At 73.1% G+C, this 21,728-nt stretch carries 20 protein-coding genes; 9 read left to right on the top strand and 11 right to left on the bottom strand.

What is annotated here, in order from left to right; all coding sequences use genetic code 11:
* Window positions 1-83: 83 nt before the first annotated feature.
* From pheS to infC, 5 genes are all read right to left on the bottom strand, one after another.
* Entirely contained in the window at window positions 84-1,151 is a 1,068-nt protein-coding gene (pheS, locus tag BM051_RS26200) for a phenylalanine--tRNA ligase subunit alpha (RefSeq protein ID WP_092536005.1), read from the bottom strand.
* Between the two features lie 131 nt (window positions 1,152-1,282).
* Window positions 1,283-2,107 (bottom strand): TrmH family RNA methyltransferase, encoded by an 825-nt coding sequence (locus BM051_RS26195; protein WP_092536002.1) that lies wholly within the window; start codon window positions 2,105-2,107, stop codon window positions 1,283-1,285.
* A gap of 8 nt (window positions 2,108-2,115) precedes the next feature.
* On the bottom strand, window positions 2,116-2,493 hold the full coding sequence (gene rplT / locus BM051_RS26190) for a 50S ribosomal protein L20 (protein WP_092535999.1): 378 nt from the start codon (window positions 2,491-2,493) through the stop codon (window positions 2,116-2,118).
* Between the two features lie 63 nt (window positions 2,494-2,556).
* Complete coding sequence (rpmI, locus tag BM051_RS26185) at window positions 2,557-2,751, bottom strand: 50S ribosomal protein L35 (protein ID WP_092535996.1); 195 nt, start codon at window positions 2,749-2,751, stop codon at window positions 2,557-2,559.
* Between the two features lie 103 nt (window positions 2,752-2,854).
* On the bottom strand, window positions 2,855-3,475 hold the full coding sequence (infC, locus tag BM051_RS26180) for a translation initiation factor IF-3 (protein ID WP_092535993.1): 621 nt from the start codon (window positions 3,473-3,475) through the stop codon (window positions 2,855-2,857).
* Between the two features lie 216 nt (window positions 3,476-3,691).
* Between infC and BM051_RS26175 the strand changes: the two genes are divergently transcribed.
* Window positions 3,692-4,063 (top strand): DUF1844 domain-containing protein, encoded by a 372-nt coding sequence (locus tag BM051_RS26175; protein ID WP_092535990.1) that lies wholly within the window; start codon window positions 3,692-3,694, stop codon window positions 4,061-4,063.
* Between the two features lie 6 nt (window positions 4,064-4,069).
* Here BM051_RS26175 and BM051_RS26170 read toward each other — a convergent pair whose 3' ends face one another.
* The 4 genes from BM051_RS26170 to BM051_RS26155 form a co-directional block, all read right to left on the bottom strand.
* On the bottom strand, window positions 4,070-5,344 hold the full coding sequence (locus tag BM051_RS26170) for a hydroxyacid-oxoacid transhydrogenase (RefSeq protein ID WP_092535987.1): 1,275 nt from the start codon (window positions 5,342-5,344) through the stop codon (window positions 4,070-4,072).
* A gap of 133 nt (window positions 5,345-5,477) precedes the next feature.
* The gene (locus tag BM051_RS26165; RefSeq protein WP_092535984.1) at window positions 5,478-5,858 is read right to left on the bottom strand and encodes a RidA family protein; all 381 of its coding nucleotides are present in this window, start codon (window positions 5,856-5,858) and stop codon (window positions 5,478-5,480) included.
* Window positions 5,855-6,634 carry an IclR family transcriptional regulator gene (locus BM051_RS26160; RefSeq protein ID WP_092535981.1) on the bottom strand — a complete coding sequence of 260 codons (780 nt, stop codon included), beginning with the start codon at window positions 6,632-6,634 and terminating at the stop codon, window positions 5,855-5,857. The genes BM051_RS26165 and BM051_RS26160 overlap by 4 nt, the downstream gene beginning before the upstream one ends.
* Window positions 6,631-7,716, bottom strand: a complete 1,086-nt coding sequence (locus BM051_RS26155) for a sugar kinase (RefSeq protein ID WP_279587027.1) — start codon at window positions 7,714-7,716, stop codon at window positions 6,631-6,633. The genes BM051_RS26160 and BM051_RS26155 overlap by 4 nt, the downstream gene beginning before the upstream one ends.
* Window positions 7,717-7,823: 107 nt before the next feature.
* Here BM051_RS26155 and BM051_RS26150 point away from each other — a divergent pair, with 107 nt between their 5' ends.
* From BM051_RS26150 to BM051_RS26115, 8 genes are all read left to right on the top strand, one after another.
* Window positions 7,824-9,206, top strand: a complete 1,383-nt coding sequence (locus BM051_RS26150) for an amino acid deaminase (protein WP_092535978.1) — start codon at window positions 7,824-7,826, stop codon at window positions 9,204-9,206.
* Between the two features lie 33 nt (window positions 9,207-9,239).
* Window positions 9,240-10,835: an N-acyl-D-amino-acid deacylase family protein gene (locus BM051_RS26145; protein WP_092535975.1), complete on the top strand. Its 1,596-nt coding sequence runs from the start codon at window positions 9,240-9,242 to the stop codon at window positions 10,833-10,835.
* Window positions 10,832-12,250: a GntP family permease gene (locus BM051_RS26140; RefSeq protein WP_092535972.1), complete on the top strand. Its 1,419-nt coding sequence runs from the start codon at window positions 10,832-10,834 to the stop codon at window positions 12,248-12,250. The genes BM051_RS26145 and BM051_RS26140 overlap by 4 nt, the downstream gene beginning before the upstream one ends.
* A 23-nt stretch (window positions 12,251-12,273) precedes the next feature.
* Entirely contained in the window at window positions 12,274-13,410 is a 1,137-nt protein-coding gene (locus tag BM051_RS26135) for a lactonase family protein (RefSeq protein WP_092535969.1), read from the top strand.
* Window positions 13,411-13,519: 109 nt separating this feature from the next.
* Window positions 13,520-14,806: an extracellular solute-binding protein gene (locus tag BM051_RS26130; protein WP_092535966.1), complete on the top strand. Its 1,287-nt coding sequence runs from the start codon at window positions 13,520-13,522 to the stop codon at window positions 14,804-14,806.
* Window positions 14,807-14,820: 14 nt separating this feature from the next.
* Window positions 14,821-15,786, top strand: a complete 966-nt coding sequence (locus BM051_RS26125) for a carbohydrate ABC transporter permease (protein ID WP_092535963.1) — start codon at window positions 14,821-14,823, stop codon at window positions 15,784-15,786.
* Window positions 15,787-15,868: 82 nt separating this feature from the next.
* Window positions 15,869-16,678 carry a carbohydrate ABC transporter permease gene (locus BM051_RS26120; RefSeq protein ID WP_092536118.1) on the top strand — a complete coding sequence of 270 codons (810 nt, stop codon included), beginning with the start codon at window positions 15,869-15,871 and terminating at the stop codon, window positions 16,676-16,678.
* 2 nt (window positions 16,679-16,680) lie between these two features.
* Window positions 16,681-18,207 (top strand): beta-N-acetylhexosaminidase, encoded by a 1,527-nt coding sequence (locus BM051_RS26115; protein WP_092535960.1) that lies wholly within the window; start codon window positions 16,681-16,683, stop codon window positions 18,205-18,207.
* Between the two features lie 35 nt (window positions 18,208-18,242).
* Here the strand turns inward: BM051_RS26115 and BM051_RS26110 are convergent, their stop codons facing one another.
* Together BM051_RS26110 and uvrA are read right to left on the bottom strand one after the other, a co-directional pair.
* Window positions 18,243-18,707 carry an SRPBCC family protein gene (locus BM051_RS26110; RefSeq protein WP_092536114.1) on the bottom strand — a complete coding sequence of 155 codons (465 nt, stop codon included), beginning with the start codon at window positions 18,705-18,707 and terminating at the stop codon, window positions 18,243-18,245.
* Window positions 18,708-18,714: 7 nt separating this feature from the next.
* Window positions 18,715-21,654 carry an excinuclease ABC subunit UvrA gene (gene uvrA / locus BM051_RS26105; protein WP_092535957.1) on the bottom strand — a complete coding sequence of 980 codons (2,940 nt, stop codon included), beginning with the start codon at window positions 21,652-21,654 and terminating at the stop codon, window positions 18,715-18,717.
* Window positions 21,655-21,728: the final 74 nt, after the last annotated feature.

The raw sequence follows: 21,728 nt of genomic DNA, 5'->3' as shown, positions 1-21,728 counted from the left end.
TCCCCTACCGCGGCGGAACAGCATGCCGCAGCGTGGGCCCAACCCGGTCGGCAGGAATGAGCAGCTTCGCGATGGTCACCCACTCATGCCTCCGTCCCGAAGGGAAGGGTGAACCGCACGTCGCCCTCCACCATGTCGCGCATGTCGGGGATGCCGTTGCGGAACATCAGGGTGCGCTCCAGGCCCATGCCGAACGCGAACCCCGAGTACACGTCGGGATCGACCCCGCAGGCCCGCAGCACGTTCGGGTTGACCATGCCGCACCCGCCCCACTCGACCCAGCCGGGGCCGCCCTTCTTCTCCGGGAACCACACGTCCACCTCGGCGGAGGGCTCGGTGAACGGGAAGAAGTGCGGCCGGAACCGGGTGCCGGACTCCTCGCCGAACATCGCCCTGGCGAACGCGTCCAGCGTCCCCTTCAGGTGCGCCATCGTCAGCCCCTTGTCCACGGCGAGGCCCTCGACCTGGTGGAACACCGGGGTGTGCGTGGCGTCCAGCTCGTCGGTGCGGAACGTGCGGCCGGGCACCACGACGTACACCGGCAGCTCCCGCTCGAGCAGGGCGCGCGCCTGCACCGGCGAGGTGTGCGTGCGCAGCACCAGGCCGGAGCCCTCCGGGGCCACGTAGAACGTGTCCTGCAGCTGCCGGGCCGGGTGGTCCTTACCGAAGTTGAGCGCGTCGAAGTTGAACCACTCGGCCTCGACCTCGGGGCCCTCGGCCACCTCGTACCCCATCCCGACGAACACGTCGGCGATCCGCTCGGCGAGGGTGGTGATCGGGTGGCGGGCGCCCCGCGGCACCGGCTCCCACGGGAGCGTGACGTCCACCCGCTCCTCGCGCAGCACTCGCTCGTCACGCTCGGCCTGCAGCTGGGCGCGACGCGCGTCGAACGCGGCCTGCACCGCCTGCCGCGCCTCGTTCACCCGCTTGCCGGCCTCGGCCTTCTCCTCCTTGGGCAACCCGCCGATCCGCCGCCTGGCGAGCAGCAGCGGGGACTGGTCACCGAGGTGCGCCGGTTTGACCGCGGCCAGCTCCGCCAGGTCCGGCGCGGCGGCGAACGCCTCCTCCGCCGCCTTGACCGCGGCCTGCAACGTCTCCGGCGCGAGCACGTCGCCCGGGTTCGGCTCTTGCTTGTCGGTGGCTCCGGACATAACTCCTCGACGTCCGCTCGGAACGGGGATCGCGGCCGCACGCAGGCGCGAGCGCAGGTGGGTGATGAACCGTGGTAATTCTAAGTGACCGTTATCCCGTCGCGACCAGGAGCCCTCGCGCGCGAGCGACCTCACCCGCCCGTGGGACGCACCGCTCCGGCGCGGGACGCGGCCATCGCGCTGGCGTAGAGGCACACCGCCGCCGCGGTGGCCAGGTTCAGGCTCTCCGCCCTGCCGTAGATGGGCACCCGCAGCGCCCGATCGGCGGCGGCACGCACCTCGGCGGGCAAGCCGTGCGCCTCGCTGCCGAACACCCATGCGGTGGGCGCGGCGAGCCGATCGGCGGCGGTCAGCTCGGTGTCGGCATGCCCGTCGGCCGCGGTGACCAGGAGGCCGGCGGCCCGGCACGCGGTGAGCGCGGCCACCGGATCCCGCTCCCTGGCGACCGGGAGGTGGAAGAGGCTGCCGGTGGAGGCGCGGACGCACTTGCCGTTGTGCACGTCCACGGTGTCGCCGGCGAGGATCACCGCGTCGGCGCCGGCGGCGTCGGCCACTCGCAACACGGTACCGGCGTTGCCGGGGTCGGCCACGCCGGCGAGCACCGCCACCAGCCGCGGCGCGCCGGACAGCGCGGCGGACAGCGGGACGTCGACGGTGTCGCACACGGCGACCAGTCCCTGCGGGGTCACCGTCTCCGACAGCAGCTCCGCGGCCCGTGGGGTGACGGTCGACACCCGCGCCGCGGCGGCCACGAGGTCCGGGTGCCGCCGCGCGGCGTCCTCGGTGACGAACAGCTCGTGCACCCGGCCGTGCCGCAGGGCCTCCCGGACGGCCTGGGCGCCCTCGGCGAGGAAGCGGCCGGCCCGCTCCCGGCCGGACCGCGTGGTCAGCCGCCGAGCGGCGACGACCCGGGGCGTCCGGTGCGTGCACACGGAGTCCCCGGGTCGTTCGGTCATGCCGGAACTCAGGCAGTCTTCGGCGCGGCGGCCGGGACGTTCTGCTTCGCGACCTCGGCCAGCGCCGCGAACGCCGCGGCGTCGTTCACCGCGAGCTCGGCGAGGATCTTGCGGTCGACCTCGACGCCGGCGGCCTTGAGGCCCTGGATGAACCGGTTGTAGGTCACCCCGTTCTGCCGTGCGGCGGCGTTGATCCGGGTGATCCACAGCTTCCGGAAGTCACCCTTGCGGGCGCGGCGGTCGCGGTAGGCGTAGTTGAGCGAGTGGAGCATCTGCTCCTTGGCCTTGCGGTACAGCCGCGAGCGCTGGCCGCGGTAGCCGCTGGCCATCTCCAGTGTCGCGCGACGCTTCTTCTGGGCGTTCACCGCCCGCTTGACGCGTGCCAAGGGTCCATCCTGTCGATCTCGGGGGGCGCGGGCGCCCCGGTGGGTACTGCGTGGGGGATGCGGTCAGCGGCCGAGCAGCCGGCGGACCCGACCGCGGTCGTTCGCGGCGACCTCGGTGGTGCCTTCCAGGCGGCGGGCCACCTTGCTGGACTTCTTCTCCATCAGGTGGCGACGACCGGCCTTCTGGCGGCGGAGCTTGCCGCTGCCGGTGACCCGGATGCGCTTGGCGGTTCCGCTGTGGGTCTTGAACTTCGGCATGAGTGGTCCTTTTCGCGTCTTTCCATGCGGCAGCACACCGATCACCTCGGTGTGCTGCTGACTGTGCTGGCCCCTGCCGGCCCGTACCGGCCGTCAGCGGAGGTCAGGACTCCGCGGGGCGGGCTTCCTTGGCCGCCTTCGGCTTGGCCTTCGCGTTCTTGTGCGGCGCCAGCACCATGATCATGTTGCGGCCGTCCTGCTTCGGGGCCGACTCGACGAAGCCCAGCTCGGCGACGTCGTCCGCCAACCGCTGCAACAGCCGGAAGCCGAGCTCCGGCCGGGACTGCTCCCGCCCGCGGAACATGATGGTCACCTTGACCTTGTTCCCGGCGGCGAGGAAGCGGGACACGTGGCCCTTCTTCGTCTCGTAGTCGTGCGGGTCGATCTTCGGCCGCAGCTTCTGCTCTTTGATGACGGTGAGCTGCTGGTTACGGCGGGACTCCCGGGCCTTCTGCGCGCTCTCGTACTTGAACTTGCCGAAGTCCATGAGCTTGCAGACCGGCGGCCGGGCCTGCGGGGCGACCTCGACGAGGTCGAGGTCCGCCTCCTGGGCGAGCCGCAGCGCATCCTCGATCCGGACGATGCCGACCTGTTCCCCGTTGGGTCCGACGAGCCGGACCTCCGGCACCCGGATGCGGTCGTTGATGCGTGTCTCGGAGCTGATGGGGCCTCCTTGGTCCGAGTTGTCGTTACTCCCGTGCTCGACCTGGTGCCCACATACCACGGGCCCCGTCACCGATACCGGCGTGCGGGGCCCTCGTCCGATCGGCACCCGACCACGAAGGTCGAGTGCTCCGCGGGCCGTCCCACCGGCGATGCCGGCGACGGTGGCCCGGGTGACCGGACCCGGCCGCCTGGTGCGGCGACGCGGGTGGGAGCGGGGCTCCACTTGCGGCCCCCGATCGCTCGGGGGCTGGTCGCTCGTGGAAGGGTACCAGACGTGGTAGACAACGCTGGCGAGCCGCCCGGGCATTCCCGGGCCGACGAGGCCGACGTCCGCGAGCTGGGGGAGATTCCCAGCGTCGAGGTGATCAGCAGGGCGGCGCTGATGCTGATGTCCGCCGCGGCCGAGCGGCTCGGCCTGGCCGATCCCGACCCCGCGACCAGCCCCCGCCGCGACCTGGACGAGGCCCGGCGGCTCATCACCGCGCTGGCCGGGCTGGTCACCGCCTCGGCCGAGTATCTCGGCCTGCACGCCGCCCCGCTGCGGGACGGCCTGCAGTCGCTGCAGAAGGCGTTCCGGGAGGGGTCGACGGTCCCGGACGCGCCGGGGCAGGGACCCGGCGAGAAGTACACCGGCCCGGTCCGGTAGCGGCGGTCACCAGGTGACCATCGACTCCCGGAAGATCGCGGCGAGGTCGTCGGCGGTCACCGGGCGCGGCGCCACGCCGAGGAGCCGCTGCTGCTTCAGCGCGCCGGCGACCAGCTGGTCGGTGTCGGCCTCGGTGTAGCCGACGGCGCCGAGGCCGTTCGGGATGCCGATGTCGCGCATCAGCTCGGCCAGCACCGCCGGGAGCCGCTCGCGCGGGTCGGTCGGGCGGGGCGCGTCCGAGGCCAGCAGTTCGGCGGCCCGCAGGTGCCGGTTGGGGTCGGTGGGGAAGGTGAACCGGAACGCCGCCGGCGCGGTCAGCGACACCGACTGCCCGTGCGGCACCAGCGGCTCCGGCGGGTAGCCCTCGGGCACGTAGTCACGCACCATCCCCGCGATCGGGTAGCCGCAGGCGTGCGGGATGTGCACCCCGGCGTTGCCGAAGCCCATGCCGGCGAACGTCGCGGCGAGCATCACGTCCGTGCGGGCCGCCAGGTGGCGGCCGGAGAGCACCGCGGTGCGCAGCGACTTCCCGAGCAGCCGCAGCGACTGCTCCGCCCACACGTCGGAGATCGGGTTCGCCCCGCAGTAGGCGACCCTGGTCTCCGCGGTGTGCCGGGGGAACGCGGAGTAGGGCTTGGCGGTGTAGGACTCCAGCGCGTGGCACAGCACGTCCATCCCGCTGGCCGCGGTGACCGCGGGCGGAAGGGTCAGCGTCAGCAGCGGGTCCACCACGGCCAGCGTCGGCCGCAGCCGGGGGTGGCTGATCCCGGTCTTGACCTTGTGGCCGAGCAGGTCGAGCACGCACACCGGGGTGCTCTCCGACCCGGTTCCCGCGGTGGTGGGCACCGCCACCAGCGGCTTGAGCGGCCCCGGTGGCGCCTTGCCCTCCCCGATCGGCCGGTTCAGGTACTCGGTCAGCTCACCGGGGTAGGTGGTGAGCAGGTTGACCGCCTTGGCGGTGTCGATGGCGGAGCCCCCGCCGACGCCGATGAAGCCGTCCCACTCCCCCTGCCGGGCGAACTCGACGGCCTCGGTGAGGCTGGCGTCGGTCGGCTCGACGTGCACGCCGTCGTAGGTCTCCACGGTGAGGCCGGCGGCGGTGGCCGCGTCGGCCACCCGATCCGGCACCCCGGTGCGGACCAGGCCGGCGTCGGTCACCACCAGCACCCGGTGGGCACCCGTCGCGGCGAGGTCGAAGCCGATCTCGTCGACCGCGCCCGCGCCGAACTTCAGCGGAACGCCGCCCCAGGTGAAGACCGTCTCGTTGAGGTACTCCGTCACGCCGGAGAGTCTCGCCGGTCCCGGCCGCTCCGATCAACCATCACGTGGCGACTCGTCGTGATGACATCAGCGGCGGCAGCCGCTTCCGGTGAGGCACGCGGCTCGCACCGCCGTGCACATCGCCCCGAACTCTCTAGTCGAGTACGGCGAGCGCGTCGATCTCCACCAGCAGGCCCTCCGGCAGCCCGACGTACACGGTGGTGCGCGCCGGGTAGGGCTCGCGGACCAGCTCTCCGTAGGCCTCGTTCAGCTCGGCGAAGTGCGCGGTGTCGGTGAGGTAGACCCGCATCATCACCACGTCGTCCAGGCTCGCCCCGGCGGCCGCGAGCACGGCCTCCAGGTTGCGGAACGTCTGCCGGGTCTGCTCGGCCACCGTCTCGCCGGCGATCCGCCCGGTCGCCGGGTCGATCCCGACCTGCCCGGCCACCTGCAGGATGTTGCCCCTGCGCACGCCCTGGGCGTACGCGGCGACCGGCTCCGGCGCCTCCGCGGTGCGAATCGCGACCTTGGTCATCGACCGTCCTCTCTCTCCGGTGTCCTTCTCACTGACGGTGTCCATCCACTCTGGAGGGACGCTTCCTCGGCGGCGGCGACCAGGTCCGGTACCAACGCCAGCAGCCCCTCGAAGTCGAGCAGCACCTTCGGCACCGACAGCGACACCGCGGCCAGCACCTCGCCGCCGGCGCCGCGGATCGGCGCCGCGACGCAGTGGATGAAGTCCTCGTGCTCGGCGTTGTCCACCGCGTAGCCGCGCTCGGCGACCCTGGCGAGCTCGGCAAGGTAGTCCTCGACCGTGCCGATGGTGTTGCCGGTCATCCGCACGTAGTCGATGCCGGCGGCGATCTCCGCCCGCCGGGCCGGCGGGAACGCCGCGACCAGCACCTTGCCCACGGCCGTGCAGTGCAACGGCGCCCGCTTGCCCACCCGCGAGTACATCCGCACCGAGTGCCGGCCCTCGAACTTGTCGATGTAGACGACCTCGCCGTCCTCGTAGCTGGCCAGGTGCACGGTGTGCCCGGTGCGCTCGTTGAGGTCGGCCAGCGCGGGCTCCGCGCTGCGCCGCACGTCACGCTGCTCCAGCGCCTGGTTGGCCAAATCGAACAGGGCACTGCCGAGCCGGTAGTGCCGGGCGCCGACCCGGTGCACGAAGTGGTGCGCCTCGAGCGTGCGCAGCAACCGCAGCACGGTGGACTTGTGCACGCCGACCTCCTCGGCCAGCTGGTCGAGCGTGCGCGCGTCCTTGGCGAGGCCGCCCAGCAGCGTCAGCGCGCGGTCCAAGCTCTGGCTCATCGGTCCTCCACGGCGGCCGGTGGTGAGGTTCGGTATCGGGCCGGCGGTGGGGCCGCCGCCGCGCCGGCTGGAGGAGCGGACCCGTCGCCCACGACCGCGGGCACCAGCCCGGCGTCGGTCAGCCGCGCCGCCGCCCACGCCGGCCCGTCGGCGGCCACCAGCGCGGCGACGACGTCCGGGGGCAGCGGTGGCCCGACGTCGGCGGCGGTGCGCAGCGTGGCGGCGGCCTGCACATGCCCTGCCCGCAACCGGGCCAGCGGGCTCGCCCCGCGCAGGGTCGCGGCGAGGAACCCGGCGGCGAACGCGTCCCCCGCGCCCACCGGCTCCACCACATCGACCCGCAGGGCGGGGGCGAACACCGGCGCGGCGTCCCGCTCCAGCAGCGTGGCGCCGCGCTCGCCGTGCTTGACCACGAGCGCCACCGGCTCGGGCAGCAGCCGGCGCAACAGGTGCGGGTCACCGGTCCCCCACACCACCTCGGCCTCGTCGTCGCCGACCAGGACGATGTCGGCGGCGGCGGCCAGCTCGGCGAGCAGGGCGGGATTCCGCCCTTCCCAGAGCGTGGGGCGCCAGTTCACGTCGAACGAGACCCGGTGGTTCCCGCGGGGCCGCGCGAGCAGCGCCCGGACCAGCTCCGCGCAGCCGACCGACAGCGCCGGCGTGATGCCGCTGAGGTGGACCAGCCGCACGCCGCGCAGGTGGAGCCGGCGCAGCAGCTCCGGCCCCATCCCGGACGCGGCCGACCCGGTCCGGTAGTACCGCACCGGACTGCCCGGCACCCCGGCCTCCTTGAAGTAGATCCCGGTCGGCCGCTGCGGGTCCACATAGGCGGCGGACACGTCGACGCCGGCCGCGGCGAGCTCGTCGAGCAGCGCGCGGCCGAACGGGTCCGGCCCCACGGCGCTCACCCAGGCGCTGCGCAGCCCGAGCGCGGCCATGTGACAGGCCACGTTGGACTCCGCGCCACCGACGGTGCGGTGCCAGGAACGGACCAGGTGCGGCGGGCCCGGCTCGGCGGGGACGAACAGCGCCATCGACTCGCCGACGCACAGCACTTCCGGGCCGACCGAGTCCTCCGTCAACCCGTCCTCCTCACCCGATTCGTTGACCTGTGGCGGCGGCAATGCTACACCTTCCCAATGCACTTCCCGCAACACCCGTTGCACATAGCGCAATCCAGGTGGTGGTCATGACAGTGCCGTCGACGCCGTCAGAGCCCTCAGAGCCGTCAGAGCCGTTCAAGCCGTCAGAGCCGTCGATCCCCCTCTCCCCGGGCACGCTCGACACGGCCGCCGTGGCGGGCATCCGCGCCGAGCGGCTGGACTGGCGGTTCCGGTGCGTGCCACCGGCGCTGGCCGGCATGGCGCTCGCCGAGGTCGCCGCCGCCCGCCCCGGGTTGTTCAGCGCGGGGTTCCTCGGCCCGGTCGTCGTGCTGGAGAACGCCGCGCTGGAGCACAACCTGCGGATCATGGCGCGCTGGTGCGCCGAGCACGGCGTCGCGCTCGCCCCGCACGGCAAGACCACCATGGCGCCCCAGCTGTTCGCCCGGCAGCTCGAGCACGGCGCGTGGGGCATCACCGCCGCCACCGCCGGGCAGCTGCGGGTGTACCGGGCATTCGGGGTGTCCCGGGTGCTGCTGGCCAACCAGCTGGTCGACCCGGCGGCGCTGGCGTGGCTGGCCGGCGAGCTGGCCGCCGACCCCGGGTTCGAGTTCGGCTGCTGGGTCGACTCGGTGCGCGGGGTGCGGCTGATGCACGACGCGCTCGCCGCCGCCCACGCGGACCGGCCGGTGGACGTGCTCGTCGAGCTGGGCGCCGAGGGCGGCCGGACCGGTGTGCGCGACCGGGACACCGCGCTGGCCGTGGCCGAGGCCGTGCGGGACAGCCCCACGCTGCGGCTGGCCGGCGTGGCCGGCTACGAGGCGGCGCTGGCGCACGACGCGTCCGCGGCCTCCCTCACCCGCGTCGAGTCCTATCTGGACGAGCTACGCGGGCTGACCGTCGCGCTCGCCGAGCGGGGGCTGCTCGCGTCGGGACGACCGGTGATCGTCACCGCGGGTGGCAGCGCCTTCTTCGACCAGGTCGCCGCCGGCATCACCACCGGCTGGCCGGCCGGGCTGGACGTGCTGCCGATCCTGCGCAGCGGTGCCTACCTCACCCACGACGACGGGTTCTATCGGGCGATCTCCCCGCTGGGCGCCACCCCGCGGACCGAAGGCAGCCCGCTGCGCTCGGCGCTGCGGGCCTGGGCCCAGGTGAGCTCCCGCCCCGCGAACGACCTCGCACTGCTCACCCTCGGCCGCCGGGACGTCTCGTTCGACCAGGGCCTGCCCGAGCCGCAGTGGCACCGGACCAGCGGGGGCTCCGCGGCGCCACTGGCGGGCCACGAGATCACCGCGCTCAACGACCAGCACGCGTTCCTCCGCCTCCCGGCGGGCTCGCCGCTGGACGTGGGCGACTGGGTGGGCCTCGGCCTGTCCCACCCCTGCACGGTGTTCGACAAGTGGTCGCTGCTGCCGGTGGTCGACGCCGACGGCGAGACCGTCGTCGACTTCGTCCGGACCTACTTCTGACCACCGCTGCCCCACCGCTGACCCGGAGGAGCCATGGACCTCGTCCTGCGCGGCGCGCGGATCGCCGACGGCACCGGCGCGCCACTGTTCCCCGGCGACGTCGGCGTCACCGGCGGACGGATCGCGGCAGTCGCCGAGCCGGGCACGCTCACCGCCGGCCGGGTGGTCGACGCGACCGCGCTGGTGCTGGCCCCGGGGTTCATCGACATGCACGCGCACTCCGACCTCCAGTTGCTGGCCAACCCGGACCATCTCGCCAAGGTGTCGCAGGGCGTCACCACGGAGGTGATCGGCCAGGACGGGTTGTCCTACGCACCGGCCGACGACCGCGCCCTCGAGGCACTGCGCGCCCAGCTCGCCGGGTGGAACGACGACCCGCCCGGGTTCGACTGGAGCTGGCGCTCGGTCGGCGAGTACCTCGACCGCCTCGACCGCGGCATCGCGGTCAACGCCGCGTACCTGGTGCCGCAGGGCACCGTGCGGATGCTGGTGGTGGGCTTCGCCGACCGGCCGCCGACGGAGTCCGAACTGGACCGGATGCGCGAGCTGGTCGCGACCGGGCTGGCCGAGGGCGCGTTCGGGATGTCCTCCGGGCTCACCTACCCGCCGGGGATGTACGCCGGCACCGACGAGCTGGTGGCGCTGTGCGCGGTGGTCGGCGAGCACGGCGGCTTCTACAGCCCGCACCACCGCAGCTACGGCGCCGGCGCGCTGGAGGCGTACCGAGAGATGGTCGAGGTGTGCCGGCGGGCGCGCTGCCCGCTGCACCTGGCGCACGCCACGATGAACTTCTCGGTGAACGAGGGCCGCGCCCCCGAGCTGCTCCGGCTGCTCGACGACGCGATCGCCGAGGGCCGCGACATCAGCCTCGACAGCTACCCCTACCTACCCGGCGCCACCTACCTCTCCGCGCTGCTGCCCAGCTGGGCCGCCGAGGGCGGGCTCGACGCCACCCTGGCTCGACTGTCCGATCCGGACACCCGGGAGCGGATCCGGGCGGAGGTCGAGGAGACCGGCTCCGACGGTGCGCACGGGGTGCCGGTCGACTGGTCGACCATCGAGATCAACGGCGTCCGCGGGGCCGAGCACGCCCACCTCGTCGGGCGCACGGTCGCCGAGTCCGCGCGGGCCGCCGGCGTCCCACCCGCCGAGCTGTTCTTCGACGTGCTGGTCGCCGAGCGGCTCGGCACGTCCTGCCTGATGCACGTGGGACACGAGGAGAACGTGCGGGCGATCATGCGCCACCCCGCGCACACCGGCGGCAGCGACGGCCTGCTCGTCGGCGACCGCCCGCATCCCCGGGCGTGGGGCACCTTCCCCCGATACCTCGCCCGCTACGTCCGTGAGCTCGGCGTGCTGGACCTCGCCGAGTGCGTCGCCCACCTCACCGGAAGAGCGGCCCGGCGGCTGCGGTTGCCCGACCGCGGGCTGGTCCGCCCCGGTTACGCGGCCGACCTGGTGCTGTTCGACCCGGACACCGTCGCCGACACCGCCACCTTCGACGACCCGCGCCAGCCGGCGGCCGGCATCCCGTACGTCTTCGTCAACGGGGTGGCCGCCATCGACGGCGGTCGGCCGACCGGCGCGCTGGCCGGGCGGGCGCTGCGCAAGCCGGGGGTGGGGCGGTGACGGCGTTCGTCGACTGGCTGCAGCACTCCACGGGCGGCCTGCTCACCCTCGCGGCCGTCGCGATCGCGGCGCTGCTGCTGCTCATCATCCGGTTCCGGATGGAGCCGTTCATCGCGTTGCTCGTCATCGGGCTGCTCACCGCGCTGGCCGCCGGGCTGCCGGTGGGCACCATCGTCGGCTCGGCGCAGAAGGCGTCGGACTCGCTGCTGGAGAAGGGCTTCGGCGGCGTCCTCGGGCACATCGCGGCGATCATCGGACTCGGCACGCTGCTCGGCGCGATCCTGGAGCGCTCCGGCGGGGCGAGGGTGCTCACCTCGGCACTGCTGCGCGCCTTCGGCGAGCGGCGGGCGCCGCTGGCGATGGGCATCGCCGGGCTGATCTTCGGCATCCCGGTGTTCTTCGACATCGGCATCTTCGTGCTCGCGCCGCTGGTGTACGTGGCCGCGAAGCAGGGCGGCCGGTCGATCCTGCTCTACTGCCTCCCGCTGGTGGCCGGACTCTCGGTCACCCACGCGTTCCTCCCGCCGCACCCCGGCCCGGTCGCCGCCGCCGGACTGCTGCACGTCGAGCTCGGCTGGGTCATCCTCATGGGTGCCGCGTGCGCGATCCCGGCCTGGTTCGTCGGCGGGGTGCTGTTCTCCACGTGGATCGGCAACCGGATCCACGTTCCGGTGCCCGAGGAGATGCTGGCCGCGTTGGGCGGATCCGAGGTCAGGGACGCGCCGGGCGCGGCCACCCGGCCGCCGCCGTCGCTGGGCCTCGTCGCCGGGATCATCGCGGTGCCGCTGGTGCTGATCCTGCTCGGCACGTTCGGCAGCATCTGGCTGCCCGATGACTCGGCGACGGCCGGCGTCGCGACGTTCGTCGGGACCCCCGCGGTCGCACTGACGCTGGCCGTGCTGCTGGCGTACTGGCTGCTCGGCACCCGGCGCGGGATGAGCGGGCGGGAGCTGTCCGAGCTGTCCGCGACCGCGCTGCGCCCGGTGGCGATGATCCTGTTGGTGGTCGGGGCCGGCGCGTTCTTCGGCGCCGTGCTCGCCGCCACCGGGATCGGCAAGGCCGTGGCCGGCTCGCTGGACTCGGCGGGGCTACCGGTGATCCTCGCCGCGTACGTGATCAGCTGCGGCCTGCGGATCGCGCAGGGCTCGGCCACGGTCGCGATCGTGACGACGAGCGGGATCGTCGCGCCCACCGTGGCCGAGCTGGGCTACTCGCAGGCGCAGCTGGCGCTGCTGGTGGTGGCGATCGCCGCCGGCTCCATCATCGCCTCGCACGTCAACGACGGCGGGTTCTGGATCGTCTCGCGCTACTTCGGCATCTCGGTGTCGGACACGCTGAAGACCTGGACGGTGCTGGAGACCGTCCTGTCGGTCGCCGGGTTCGGGGCGGCGGCGTTGCTCATGGCAGTTGTCTGATTCCCTCGCAGGAAGGCAGGTTCATGACCGGAATGGATCGCCGCCGGTTCCTCGGTGCCGCCGGTGCCGCCGCGCTCGGCACCGTCCTCACCGCCAGGGTGGCCGGTGCCACGGAGGCGGGCGCGGCCCGGCACGGGTGCCCCGTGCTCCTCGGCAGCTACTCCACCTGGGGCTCACCCCCCGGACGCGGGCTGCAGACCGCCCGGAAGGAAGGCGTGGCGCTGCGGGTCACCGGCACCGTCGCCGACGTGCCGGACGCGTCCTGGATCGCGTTCTCCGCCGACCGCACCCGCGCCTACGTCACCAACGAGCTGGTGCCCGACGGCACGGTCACCGCGCTGGACGTCACGGACCCGGCACGACCCCGGGTGCTCGGCTCCCGGTCGACGCGGGGTGCCGGGCCGACGCACCTGTCGGTGCACCCCGGTGGGAGGCACCTGCTGACCGCGAACTACACCGACGGCACGGTGGTGGTGCACCCGATCCACGCGGACGGCACCCTCGCCGAGGCCAGCGACCTCGTCCAGCACACCGGAACCGACCGCGAGCCACACGCCCACCAGGTGCTGCCCGACCCCAGCGGCCGCTGGGTGCTCGCGGTCGACCTCGGCGCGGACTCGGTGTACGTGTACCGGCTCGATCCGGCGCGCGGCACGCTGACCCGGCACCAGCAGGCCCGGTTACCCACCGGGGCGGGGCCGCGGCACCTGGCGTTCTCCCCGCTCGGCCGGACCGCCTACGTGCTCGGCGAGCTGCGCCCGGAGGTCACCGTCGCGGACTGGGACCCGGTGCGCGGCCGGCTCGAGCTCGGCCCCGCGGTGCCGACGGTGCCCGCGGACGCGCCCTCCCCGCAGTACCCGGCGGAGATCGCGGTGACCCGGGACGGGCGATTCGTCTACGCCACCAACCGCGGCGAGGACACCCTCGCGACGTTCGCCACCACGAACGCCGGACGCCGGCTGCGCCGGCTCGGCAACGTCGCCACCGGCGGGGTGTGGCCGCGGCACTTCACCCTGGACCCGGCTGAGCGCTGGTTCTACGTGGCCAACCAACGCTCCGGCACGGTCACCTGGCTACCCCGTGACCCGCGCACCGGCCTGCCCGGCCCGGTCGCCGGGTCGGTCGCGGTGCCCTCGGTCGCGATCGTCGCTTTCCGCTGAGCCTTCCGCTGCGCCCCGGTGGTCTAGACCCTTGTGCGTGGTCTGGTCCAGTCCTACGATCGATTGCCAATAGCGAAACTCCTGTTGCAGATAACGCAATGAGGTCCCCATGAGAACTCCCCGAACCCTGGCCGCCGCGCTCGCGCTCGCCGTCGTGGCCGGCTGCGGCCCCGCCCAGTCCGGTCCCGCCGGAGAGGGCGGCGACGAGACCACCGGGACGCTGCGGGTGTGGCTGTTCGACGAGGCCAACCGCACGCCGAAGGAAGCCGTGGTGAACGAGGCGATCGCCGCGTTCGAGGCCGAGCACGAGGGCGTCGACGTCGACGTGCAGTGGGTCGCCGTGGAAGGCCGCGCCGACAAGTTCGCCGGCGCGTTCAACGACCCTTCCAACGCCCCGGATGTCGCCGAGTTCGGCAACACCGACGTCGCCAGCTACGTCGAGACCGGCGCGCTGGCCGACCTGACGGCCGAGTTGCGGTCCTGGGAGCACGGCGATGATCTGCTGCCGTCGGTGCTGGACACCGCCAGGGTGGACGGCGAGGTCTACGGGTTGCCCTGGTTCACCGGCATCCGCGCCCTCTACTACCGCACGGACGTGTTCGCCGAGCTCGGACTGACCCCGCCGGCGACGCTCGACGAGCTGGCCGAGACCGCCCGCACCATCCGCGCCGCGCGGCCCGACCTCTACGGCATCTCCGTGGGCGGCAAGTACGTCTACGCGATGCTGCCGTTCCTCTGGGCCGCCGGCGGCGAGCTGGCCCGGCAGGAGGGCGGCCGGTGGACCGCCGCGGTGACCTCGGAGGCGGCCCAGCGGGGCGTGACCGCCTACACCCGGCTGATCCAGCCGGACATCTGCCCGCCCGAGCAGTGCGCCGACCTCACCGGGACACAGAGCGTGCAGGCGTTCGCCGGCGGCAAGGCCGCGATGACGATCGGCGGCGACTTCAACCGCAAGGCCGTGGAGGCCGGCGAGGCCGGCGGCAAGTACGCCGTGGTGCCGCTGCCCGGCTTCGAACCGGGCGCCATCGCTCCCGCGTTCGCCGGCGGCAACCTGCTCGGCGTATTCGGCGCCAGTCAGCGGCGCGGCCTCGCCGTGGAGTTCGTCCAGCTGCTCGGCGGGCCGGAGTACCAGCGCAGGATGTACGAGGCCATGGGCAACCTGCCGACGCTGGGCAGCGTGCAACGCGGCCTGGTGGACCAGGATCCGTTCCTCGAGCCGTTCGTCGCGACGCTGCGGTCCGGCACCCGGTTCGTGCCCGGCACCCCGGCGTGGTCCCGCATCGACGCGCAGGGCGTGCTGCCCACGGCGGTGCAGCGGATCGCCACCGGGGAGCAGCGCCCGGAGGAAGCCCTCGGCGTGGCCGCCGAGCAGATGAACAGCGCGTTCGGCGGCTGAGGCCGGGCAGCTCGATGGCGACCCAGCAGATCGCTCCCGCGCCCACCGTCCGGCCGGGGGTGCCGGCACCGGTGCGCGCCCGGCGCCGGCGGCGGGACGGGCGGCCGGCGGCGCTGTACCTGGCGCCGGCGGCCGTCCTCCTGCTCGGCGTGCTGGCCTACCCGCTGTACCAGCTCGTCCTGATCTCGCTGTACGACTACGGGCAAGCCGAGGCGGCCGGCAACGCGCCGCTGGTGTTCCTCGGCCTGGAGAACTACGTCCGGCTGCTGAGCACCACGCAGTTCTGGGTGGTGCTGGCGAAGACGATCGGCTTCGCCGCGGTGTGCGTGGTCGGCAGCCTGCTGCTGGGCACCGCGCTCGCGGTACTCGCCAGCCGGGTCCGCGCGGTGCCCCGGATGCTGCTGTTCCTGGCCGCGCTCGGTGCGTGGGCCACCCCGGCGATGGCCGGCTCCTACATCTGGCTGTTCCTGTTCGACACCGACTTCGGGCTGGTCAACGAGGTGCTCGCCGGGCTCGGCTGGGAGAGCATGGCCGGGCACTCGTGGACCTACGGCACCTACAGCGCCTTCGGCCTGGTGGCGCTGGAGGTGATCTGGTGCTCGTTCCCGTTCGTGCTCGTGACGATGTACGCCGGGATCAGGGGGGTGCCGGAGGAGGTCCTGGAGGCCGCCGCGCTGGACGGCGCGTCGTGGCGGCGGACCGCGACGGCGGTGATCCTGCCGATCCTGCGACCGCTGCTGCTGATCGCCACGATCCAGTCGATCATCTGGGACTTCAAGATCTTCACCCAGATCTACGTGATGACCAACGGCGGCGGAGTGGCCGGGCGCAACCTGGTGCTCAACGTCTACGCCTACCAGCAGGCGTTCGCCGGCTCGGAGTACGGGTTGGGCGCCGCGATCGGCGTGGTGATGACGCTCATCCTGCTGTCGATCACCGCGCTGTACGTCCGCTCGCAGCGGCAGAGCGTGGAGCTGTAGGGAGGTGGCCCCGGTGTCCACAGTGCTCGCGGCCCGGCGGCGCCGCGGGGTGCGCCGGCCCGGCCGGCTCGTCGCGGAGGTGATGACGGTCGCCGTCGCCGGCCTGGTCGCGTTCCCGCTGTACTGGATGCTGCTGTCGGCGCTCAAGCCGACCGGCGAGATCCAGTCGGCCGACCCGCGGCCGTGGACGCTGGCCCCCACCCTGGAGCACTTCGAGCGGGTGCTCGGCGCGGCCGGGTTCGCCCGCTACTTCGTCAACAGCGTGCTCGTCGCGGTCGTGGTGGTGGCCGGCTCGCTGCTGCTGTCGTTCCTCGCCGCGGTGGCGCTCACCCGGTTCCGGTTCCGCGGCCGCACGGTGCTGCTAGTGATGCTGCTGGTGGCGCAGATGGTGCCGGTGGAGGCGCTGACCATCCCGCTGTTCTTCCTGATGCGCTCGGTGGGTGACGTCGCGCCGGCGTTCGGGCTGAACGAGCTCGGCTCGCTGGTGCTGGTGCACCTGGCGTTCACCCTGCCGCTGGCGATCTGGATGCTGCGCGGGTTCGTCGCGGCGGTGCCGGCCGAGCTGGAGGAGGCCGCGACGCTGGACGGCGCCAGCCGGCTGCGGTTCACCTGGCAAATCCTGTTCCCGCTGGTACTGCCCGGGCTGGTGGCGGTCAGCGTGCTGTCGTTCATCCACGCCTGGAACGACTTCCTGTTCGCCAGGACGTTCATCATCTCCAAGACCGAGAACCAGACGCTGCCGCAGGCGATCCTGGTGTTCTTCAAGCCCGAGGAGAACGACTGGGGCGCGATCATGGCCGGCTCGACGCTGATGACGATCCCGGTGCTGATCTTCTTCGTGCTCGTCCAGCGGCGGCTGGTGTCCGGGCTGGCCGGCGCGGTGAAGGGGTAACCGTGCCCGGCTTCGACACGCTGCTGCCCCGCCCGGTGCGGATCGAGCCGGCGCCCGGGGTGTGCCTGCCGCCCGCGGGAACCGAGTTGGAGGTGCGCCCCGCGGCGGACCTGCCGGCCGAGGGCTACCGGCTGCACCTCACCCCGGATGGCGCGTACGCCGAGGCGGCCGATCCCGCCGGCGCCCACTACGCGTGGCAGACCCTGCGGCAGCTGCGCGGCCCGCACGCCTTCCGCGCCTCGGCCATCCACCCTGGACCGGATCGGCTCGCGTGCGGGGTGATCACCGACTGGCCCCGGTTCCGCTGGCGGGGCTGCCTGCTCGACGTCGCCCGGCACTTCCGCACCAAGGCCGAGGTGCTGCGGTTCGTCGACCTGCTGGGCGCGCACAAGCTGAACGTGCTGCACCTGCACCTCACCGACGACCAGGGCTGGCGGGTCGAGATTCCTCGCTACCCGCGGCTGACCTCGGTGGGCGCGTGGCGGACCGGGTCGATGGTGGGCAGGCACGACGGCCCGGACCGGGACGGGCGGCCGCACGGCGGCTTCTACACCGGCGACGACCTGCGGGAGATCGTCGGCTACGCGGCCGAGCGCGGGGTGACCGTGGTGCCGGAGATCGACGTGCCCGGGCACGTGCGGGCCGCGCTGGCCGCCTATCCGGAGCTCGGCGTGCACCCGGACCGCGAGCTCGACGTGTGGACGTCGTGGGGGGTGTGCCACGACGTGCTCAACGCCGAGGAGTCCACAGTGGAGTTCTTCACCGCGGTGCTGGACACCGTGCTGGAGATCTTCCCGTCCCCGGTGATCGGGATCGGCGGCGACGAGGTCCCGACCGAGCAGTGGGAGCACGACCCGCGGTCCCGGCGGCGGGCGGCCGAGCTGGGCCTGGCCGGCCCGCACGAGCTGCACGGCTGGTTCCTCGGCCGAATGGCGGCGCACCTGCGCGCGCGGGGGCGGCGGGCGCTGGGCTGGGACGAGATCCTCGACGCCGGCGGGCGGGTGCCGGCCGACGCGGTGGTCGCGTCGTGGCGGGGCACCGGCGCCGCCGTGCGGGCGGCCACCGCCGGCCACGACGTCGTGCTCTGCCCGGAGCAGGACGTCTACCTCGACCACCGGCAGTCCGACCACCCCGACGAGCCGATCCCGGTCGGCTTCGTCCGGGAGCTGGCCGACGTCTACCGCTACGACCCGCTGCCCCCGGAGCTGCCGGAGGGCGCCCGGGCGCGGGTGCTGGGCGCGCAGGCGCAGGTGTGGTCGGAACACCTCGACACGGCGCGCCGGGTGGACTACGCGGTGTTCCCGCGGCTGGCGGCGTTCGCCGAGGTGGTGTGGAGCAGCGGACCGCGGGACGACGCGGAGTTCCTGCCCCGGCTGCGCGACCACCACCTGCCCCGGCTCGACGCGCTCGGCGTGGAGTACCGGCCGCTGGCCGGGCCGCACCCGTGGCAGACCCGGCCCGGCGTGCCCGGCCGCCCGCGTCAGCTCACCGCCACGTACCGCGCCTCGGACCTGCCGACCTGCCCGTAGCGCGGCTTGCGGTCGGCCGGCGCGCATCTGGTGGGTCAACCGGGCCGGGCCGTCAGGTGCGCGCTCAGGCCGTGCCGGCCGCGGCGCATCATCACCGCGTGGTTGGCCCGGAAGAGCGGTCGCGCCAGCGGGGACAGCCACCGCAGCACGGGCTTGCGCACCACCACCTGCTGCACGATGTCGAGGCGGGTGCCACCCGGCCGGCCGGTGAGCACGCACCCGACGAAGCCCTCGAGGTCGCCGGTCAGCGCCACGCGCAGCCGCCCCCGGCGGTGGTCCCGCTCGACCCGCTGCTCGACGCGGCGCAACCACAGCCGCAGCTCGTACGGCAGCGCCGAGCGGCAGCGCACCTCCGCGGTGTCGTCGTCCACCCGGCACACCGCGCGGACGTCCGGCCACCACGACGGGTACCCGGCCAGGTCGGTGAGCGCGTCGGCCACCCGCGGCACCGGCGCGTCGATCGACCACACCACGTGGAACCGGTAGTCGATCAACGGCACCCTCGCATTATGCCGGCTCGGGGCGATCGCGGGCGGGGCGATCCGACGATCCGCGGGCTGCCGCGCCCGCTCGCCCACCTGCGAGGGCGCAGCCCCGCAGGACCGGCTCGAGGAACTGGCCGGTGTAGCTCTCCGCCACCTCGGCCACGGCCTCGGGCGGGCCCTCGGCGACCACCGTGCCGCCGCCCGAGCCACCCTCCGGTCCCATGTCGACGATCCAGTCCGACGTCTTGATCACGTCCAGGTTGTGCTCGATGACGATCACCGTGTTGCCCTTGTCCACCAGGCCGTGGATCACGCCGAGCAGCTTGCGGATGTCCTCGAAGTGCAGGCCGGTGGTGGGCTCGTCGAGCACGTAGACGGTCTTGCCGGTGGACCGCTTCTGCAACTCGCTGGCGAGCTTCACCCGCTGGGCCTCGCCGCCGGACAGCGTCGGCGCGGGCTGGCCGAGCCGCACGTAACCCAGCCCCACGTCGACGAGGGTCTGCAGGTGCCGGTGGATCGACTTGATCGGCTCGAAGAACTCGGCCGCCTCCTCGATCGGCATGTCCAGCACCTCGGCGACCGTCTTGCCCTTGTAGTGCACCTCCAGGGTCTCCCGGTTGTACCGGGCGCCCTTGCACACCTCGCACGGCACGTAGACGTCCGGCAGGAAGTTCATCTCGATCTTGATGGTGCCGTCGCCCGCGCACGCCTCGCAGCGGCCGCCCTTGACGTTGAACGAGAACCGGCCGGGCTGGTAGCCGCGCACCTTGGCCTCGGTGGTGGCGGCGAACAGCTTGCGGACGTGGTCCCAGACGCCGGTGTAGGTGGCCGGGTTGGACCGCGGGGTGCGGCCGATCGGCGACTGGTCCACCCGCACCAGCTTGTCCACGTGCTGCAGCCCGCGCACCCGGGTGTGCCGGCCGGGGACCTGCCGCGCGCCGTTGAGCTTGTTCGCCAGCACGGTGGCCAGGATGTCGTTGACCAGGGTGGACTTGCCCGAACCGGACACCCCGGTGACCGCGATCAGGCAGCCGAGCGGGAAGGACACGTCCACGCCGCGCAGGTTGTGCTCGCGGGCCCCGACCACGGTGAGCTGGCGCTTGCGGTCCACCGGGCGGCGGATCCGCGGGATCTCGATGACCTTGCGCCCGGCCAGGTAGTCACCGGTGAGCGACCCCCTGTTGCGCAGCAGCTTCTGGTACGGGCCACTGTGCACGATCCGACCGCCGTGCTCGCCGGCGCCGGGCCCGATGTCCACCACCCAGTCGCTGGACTTGATGGTGTCCTCGTCGTGCTCGACCACGATCAGCGTGTTGCCGAGGTCGCGCAGCCGGGTGAGGGTCTCGATGAGCCGGTGGTTGTCCCGCTGGTGCAGCCCGATCGACGGCTCGTCCAGCACGTACAGCACACCGACCAGCCCGGACCCGATCTGGGTGGCCAACCGGATGCGCTGCGCCTCACCGCCGGACAGCGTGCCCGCGGCCCGGTCCAGGGACAGGTAGTCCAGACCGACGTCGAGCAGGAAGCGCAGCCGGGCCTGGATCTCCTTGAGCACCGCACCGGCGATCATCGCCTCGCGCGGGCCGAGCACCAGGGCGTCGAGGAACTCCGACGCCTCGGCGATGGAGAAGGAGCACACGTCGGCGATCGAGCGCTCACCCCGGGTGGGGTGCTCCAGGGTGACCGCGAGGATCTCCGGCTTGAGCCGGGCGCCCTGGCAGGCCGGGCACGGCACCTCGCGCATGTAGCCCTCGTAGCGCTCGCGCATCTGCTCGGAGTCGGTCTGCTCCTGGCGCCGTTCCAGGAACGGGATCACGCCCTCGTAGTTGGCGTAGTACGAGCGCTGGCGGCCGTAGCGGTTGCGGTAGCGGACGTGCACCTGTTCGTCGACGCCGTGCAACACCGCCTTCTGCACCTTGGCCGGCAGCCGGCGCCACGGGGTGTCCACCCGGAAGCCCATGGTCTCAGCCAGGGACTGCAGTAGGCGCTGGAAGTACTCCGCGGCCTGCCCGCCCGACCACGGCGCGATGGCACCCTCGGCCAGGGACAGCTCGTCGTCGGGGACCACCAGCTCCGGGTCGACCTCCTTGCGGATGCCGATGCCGGTGCACTCCGGGCAGGCGCCGTAGGGCGAGTTGAAGGAGAACGAACGGGGTTCCAGGTCCTCGATGGCCAGCGGGTGGCCGTTGGGGCAGGCGAGGTTCTCGGAGAAGCCGCGGATGCGGTGCGCGTCATGCTCGGGCAGGTCGACGAACTCCAGCTCGACGAGCCCGTCGGCGAGGCGCAGCGCGGTCTCCACCGAGTCGGTGAGCCGCTGCTTGGCGCCGGCCTTGACGGTGAGCCGGTCGACCACCACCGCGATGTCGTGCTTCTCCTGCTTCTTCAGCGTGGGTGGCTCGGTGAGCGGGTAGACCCTGCCGTCCACCCTGGCCCGTGAGTAGCCCTGCTGCTGCAGGTTGGCGAACAGGTCGACGTACTCGCCCTTGCGGCCGCGGACCACCGGCGCGAGCACCTGGAAGCGGATGCCCTGCTCCATCGCGAGGACCTGGTCGACGATCTGCTGTGGGGTCTGCTTGCTGATCGGCTCGCCGCACTGTGGGCAGTGCGGCTTGCCGGCGCGGGCGTAGAGCAGGCGGAGGTAGTCGTAGACCTCGGTGATGGTGCCGACCGTCGAGCGCGGGTTGCGCGAGGTCGACTTCTGGTCGATGGACACCGCCGGGGACAGCCCCTCGATGAAGTCGACGTCCGGTTTGTCCATCTGACCGAGGAACTGCCGGGCGTACGCCGACAGCGACTCCACGTAACGGCGTTGCCCCTCGGCGAAGATCGTGTCGAACGCGAGGCTCGACTTGCCCGAGCCGGACAGGCCGGTGAACACGATCATGCTGTCCCGCGGCAGGTCGAGGTCGACACCGCGGAGGTTGTGCTCGCGGGCGCCGCGAACTACGAGGCGATCTGCCACCCGAGGGTCCCTTCAACTGGTGCTGTGGAGCGCCGAGATCCGGCGGGGCGAGGCTAGCGGGGACCACCGACAGA

Source organism: Amycolatopsis arida, assembly GCF_900115565.1.
In the GTDB taxonomy this organism is placed as follows: Bacteria; Actinomycetota; Actinomycetes; order Mycobacteriales; family Pseudonocardiaceae; genus Yuhushiella; species Yuhushiella arida.
The sequence above is the reverse complement of the archived record's forward strand: the minus strand, read 5'-3'. Positions and strand labels throughout refer to the sequence as shown.

What these genes read in the sequence shown, in the direction of transcription:
- BM051_RS26150 (WP_092535978.1), top strand. Translation starts at nt 7,824, where the DNA reads ATGACAGTGCCGTCGACGCCGTCAGAGCCCTCAGAGCCGTCAGAGCCG.
- BM051_RS26195 (WP_092536002.1), bottom strand. Translation starts at nt 2,107, where the DNA reads ATGACCGAACGACCCGGGGACTCCGTGTGCACGCACCGGACGCCCCGG.
- BM051_RS26160 (WP_092535981.1), bottom strand. Translation starts at nt 6,634, where the DNA reads ATGAGCCAGAGCTTGGACCGCGCGCTGACGCTGCTGGGCGGCCTCGCC.
- rpmI (WP_092535996.1), bottom strand. Translation starts at nt 2,751, where the DNA reads ATGCCGAAGTTCAAGACCCACAGCGGAACCGCCAAGCGCATCCGGGTC.
- pheS (WP_092536005.1), bottom strand. Translation starts at nt 1,151, where the DNA reads ATGTCCGGAGCCACCGACAAGCAAGAGCCGAACCCGGGCGACGTGCTC.
- BM051_RS26120 (WP_092536118.1), top strand. Translation starts at nt 15,869, where the DNA reads ATGACGGTCGCCGTCGCCGGCCTGGTCGCGTTCCCGCTGTACTGGATG.
- BM051_RS26135 (WP_092535969.1), top strand. Translation starts at nt 12,274, where the DNA reads ATGACCGGAATGGATCGCCGCCGGTTCCTCGGTGCCGCCGGTGCCGCC.
- BM051_RS26130 (WP_092535966.1), top strand. Translation starts at nt 13,520, where the DNA reads ATGAGAACTCCCCGAACCCTGGCCGCCGCGCTCGCGCTCGCCGTCGTG.
- BM051_RS26165 (WP_092535984.1), bottom strand. Translation starts at nt 5,858, where the DNA reads ATGACCAAGGTCGCGATTCGCACCGCGGAGGCGCCGGAGCCGGTCGCC.
- BM051_RS26145 (WP_092535975.1), top strand. Translation starts at nt 9,240, where the DNA reads ATGGACCTCGTCCTGCGCGGCGCGCGGATCGCCGACGGCACCGGCGCG.
- BM051_RS26125 (WP_092535963.1), top strand. Translation starts at nt 14,821, where the DNA reads ATGGCGACCCAGCAGATCGCTCCCGCGCCCACCGTCCGGCCGGGGGTG.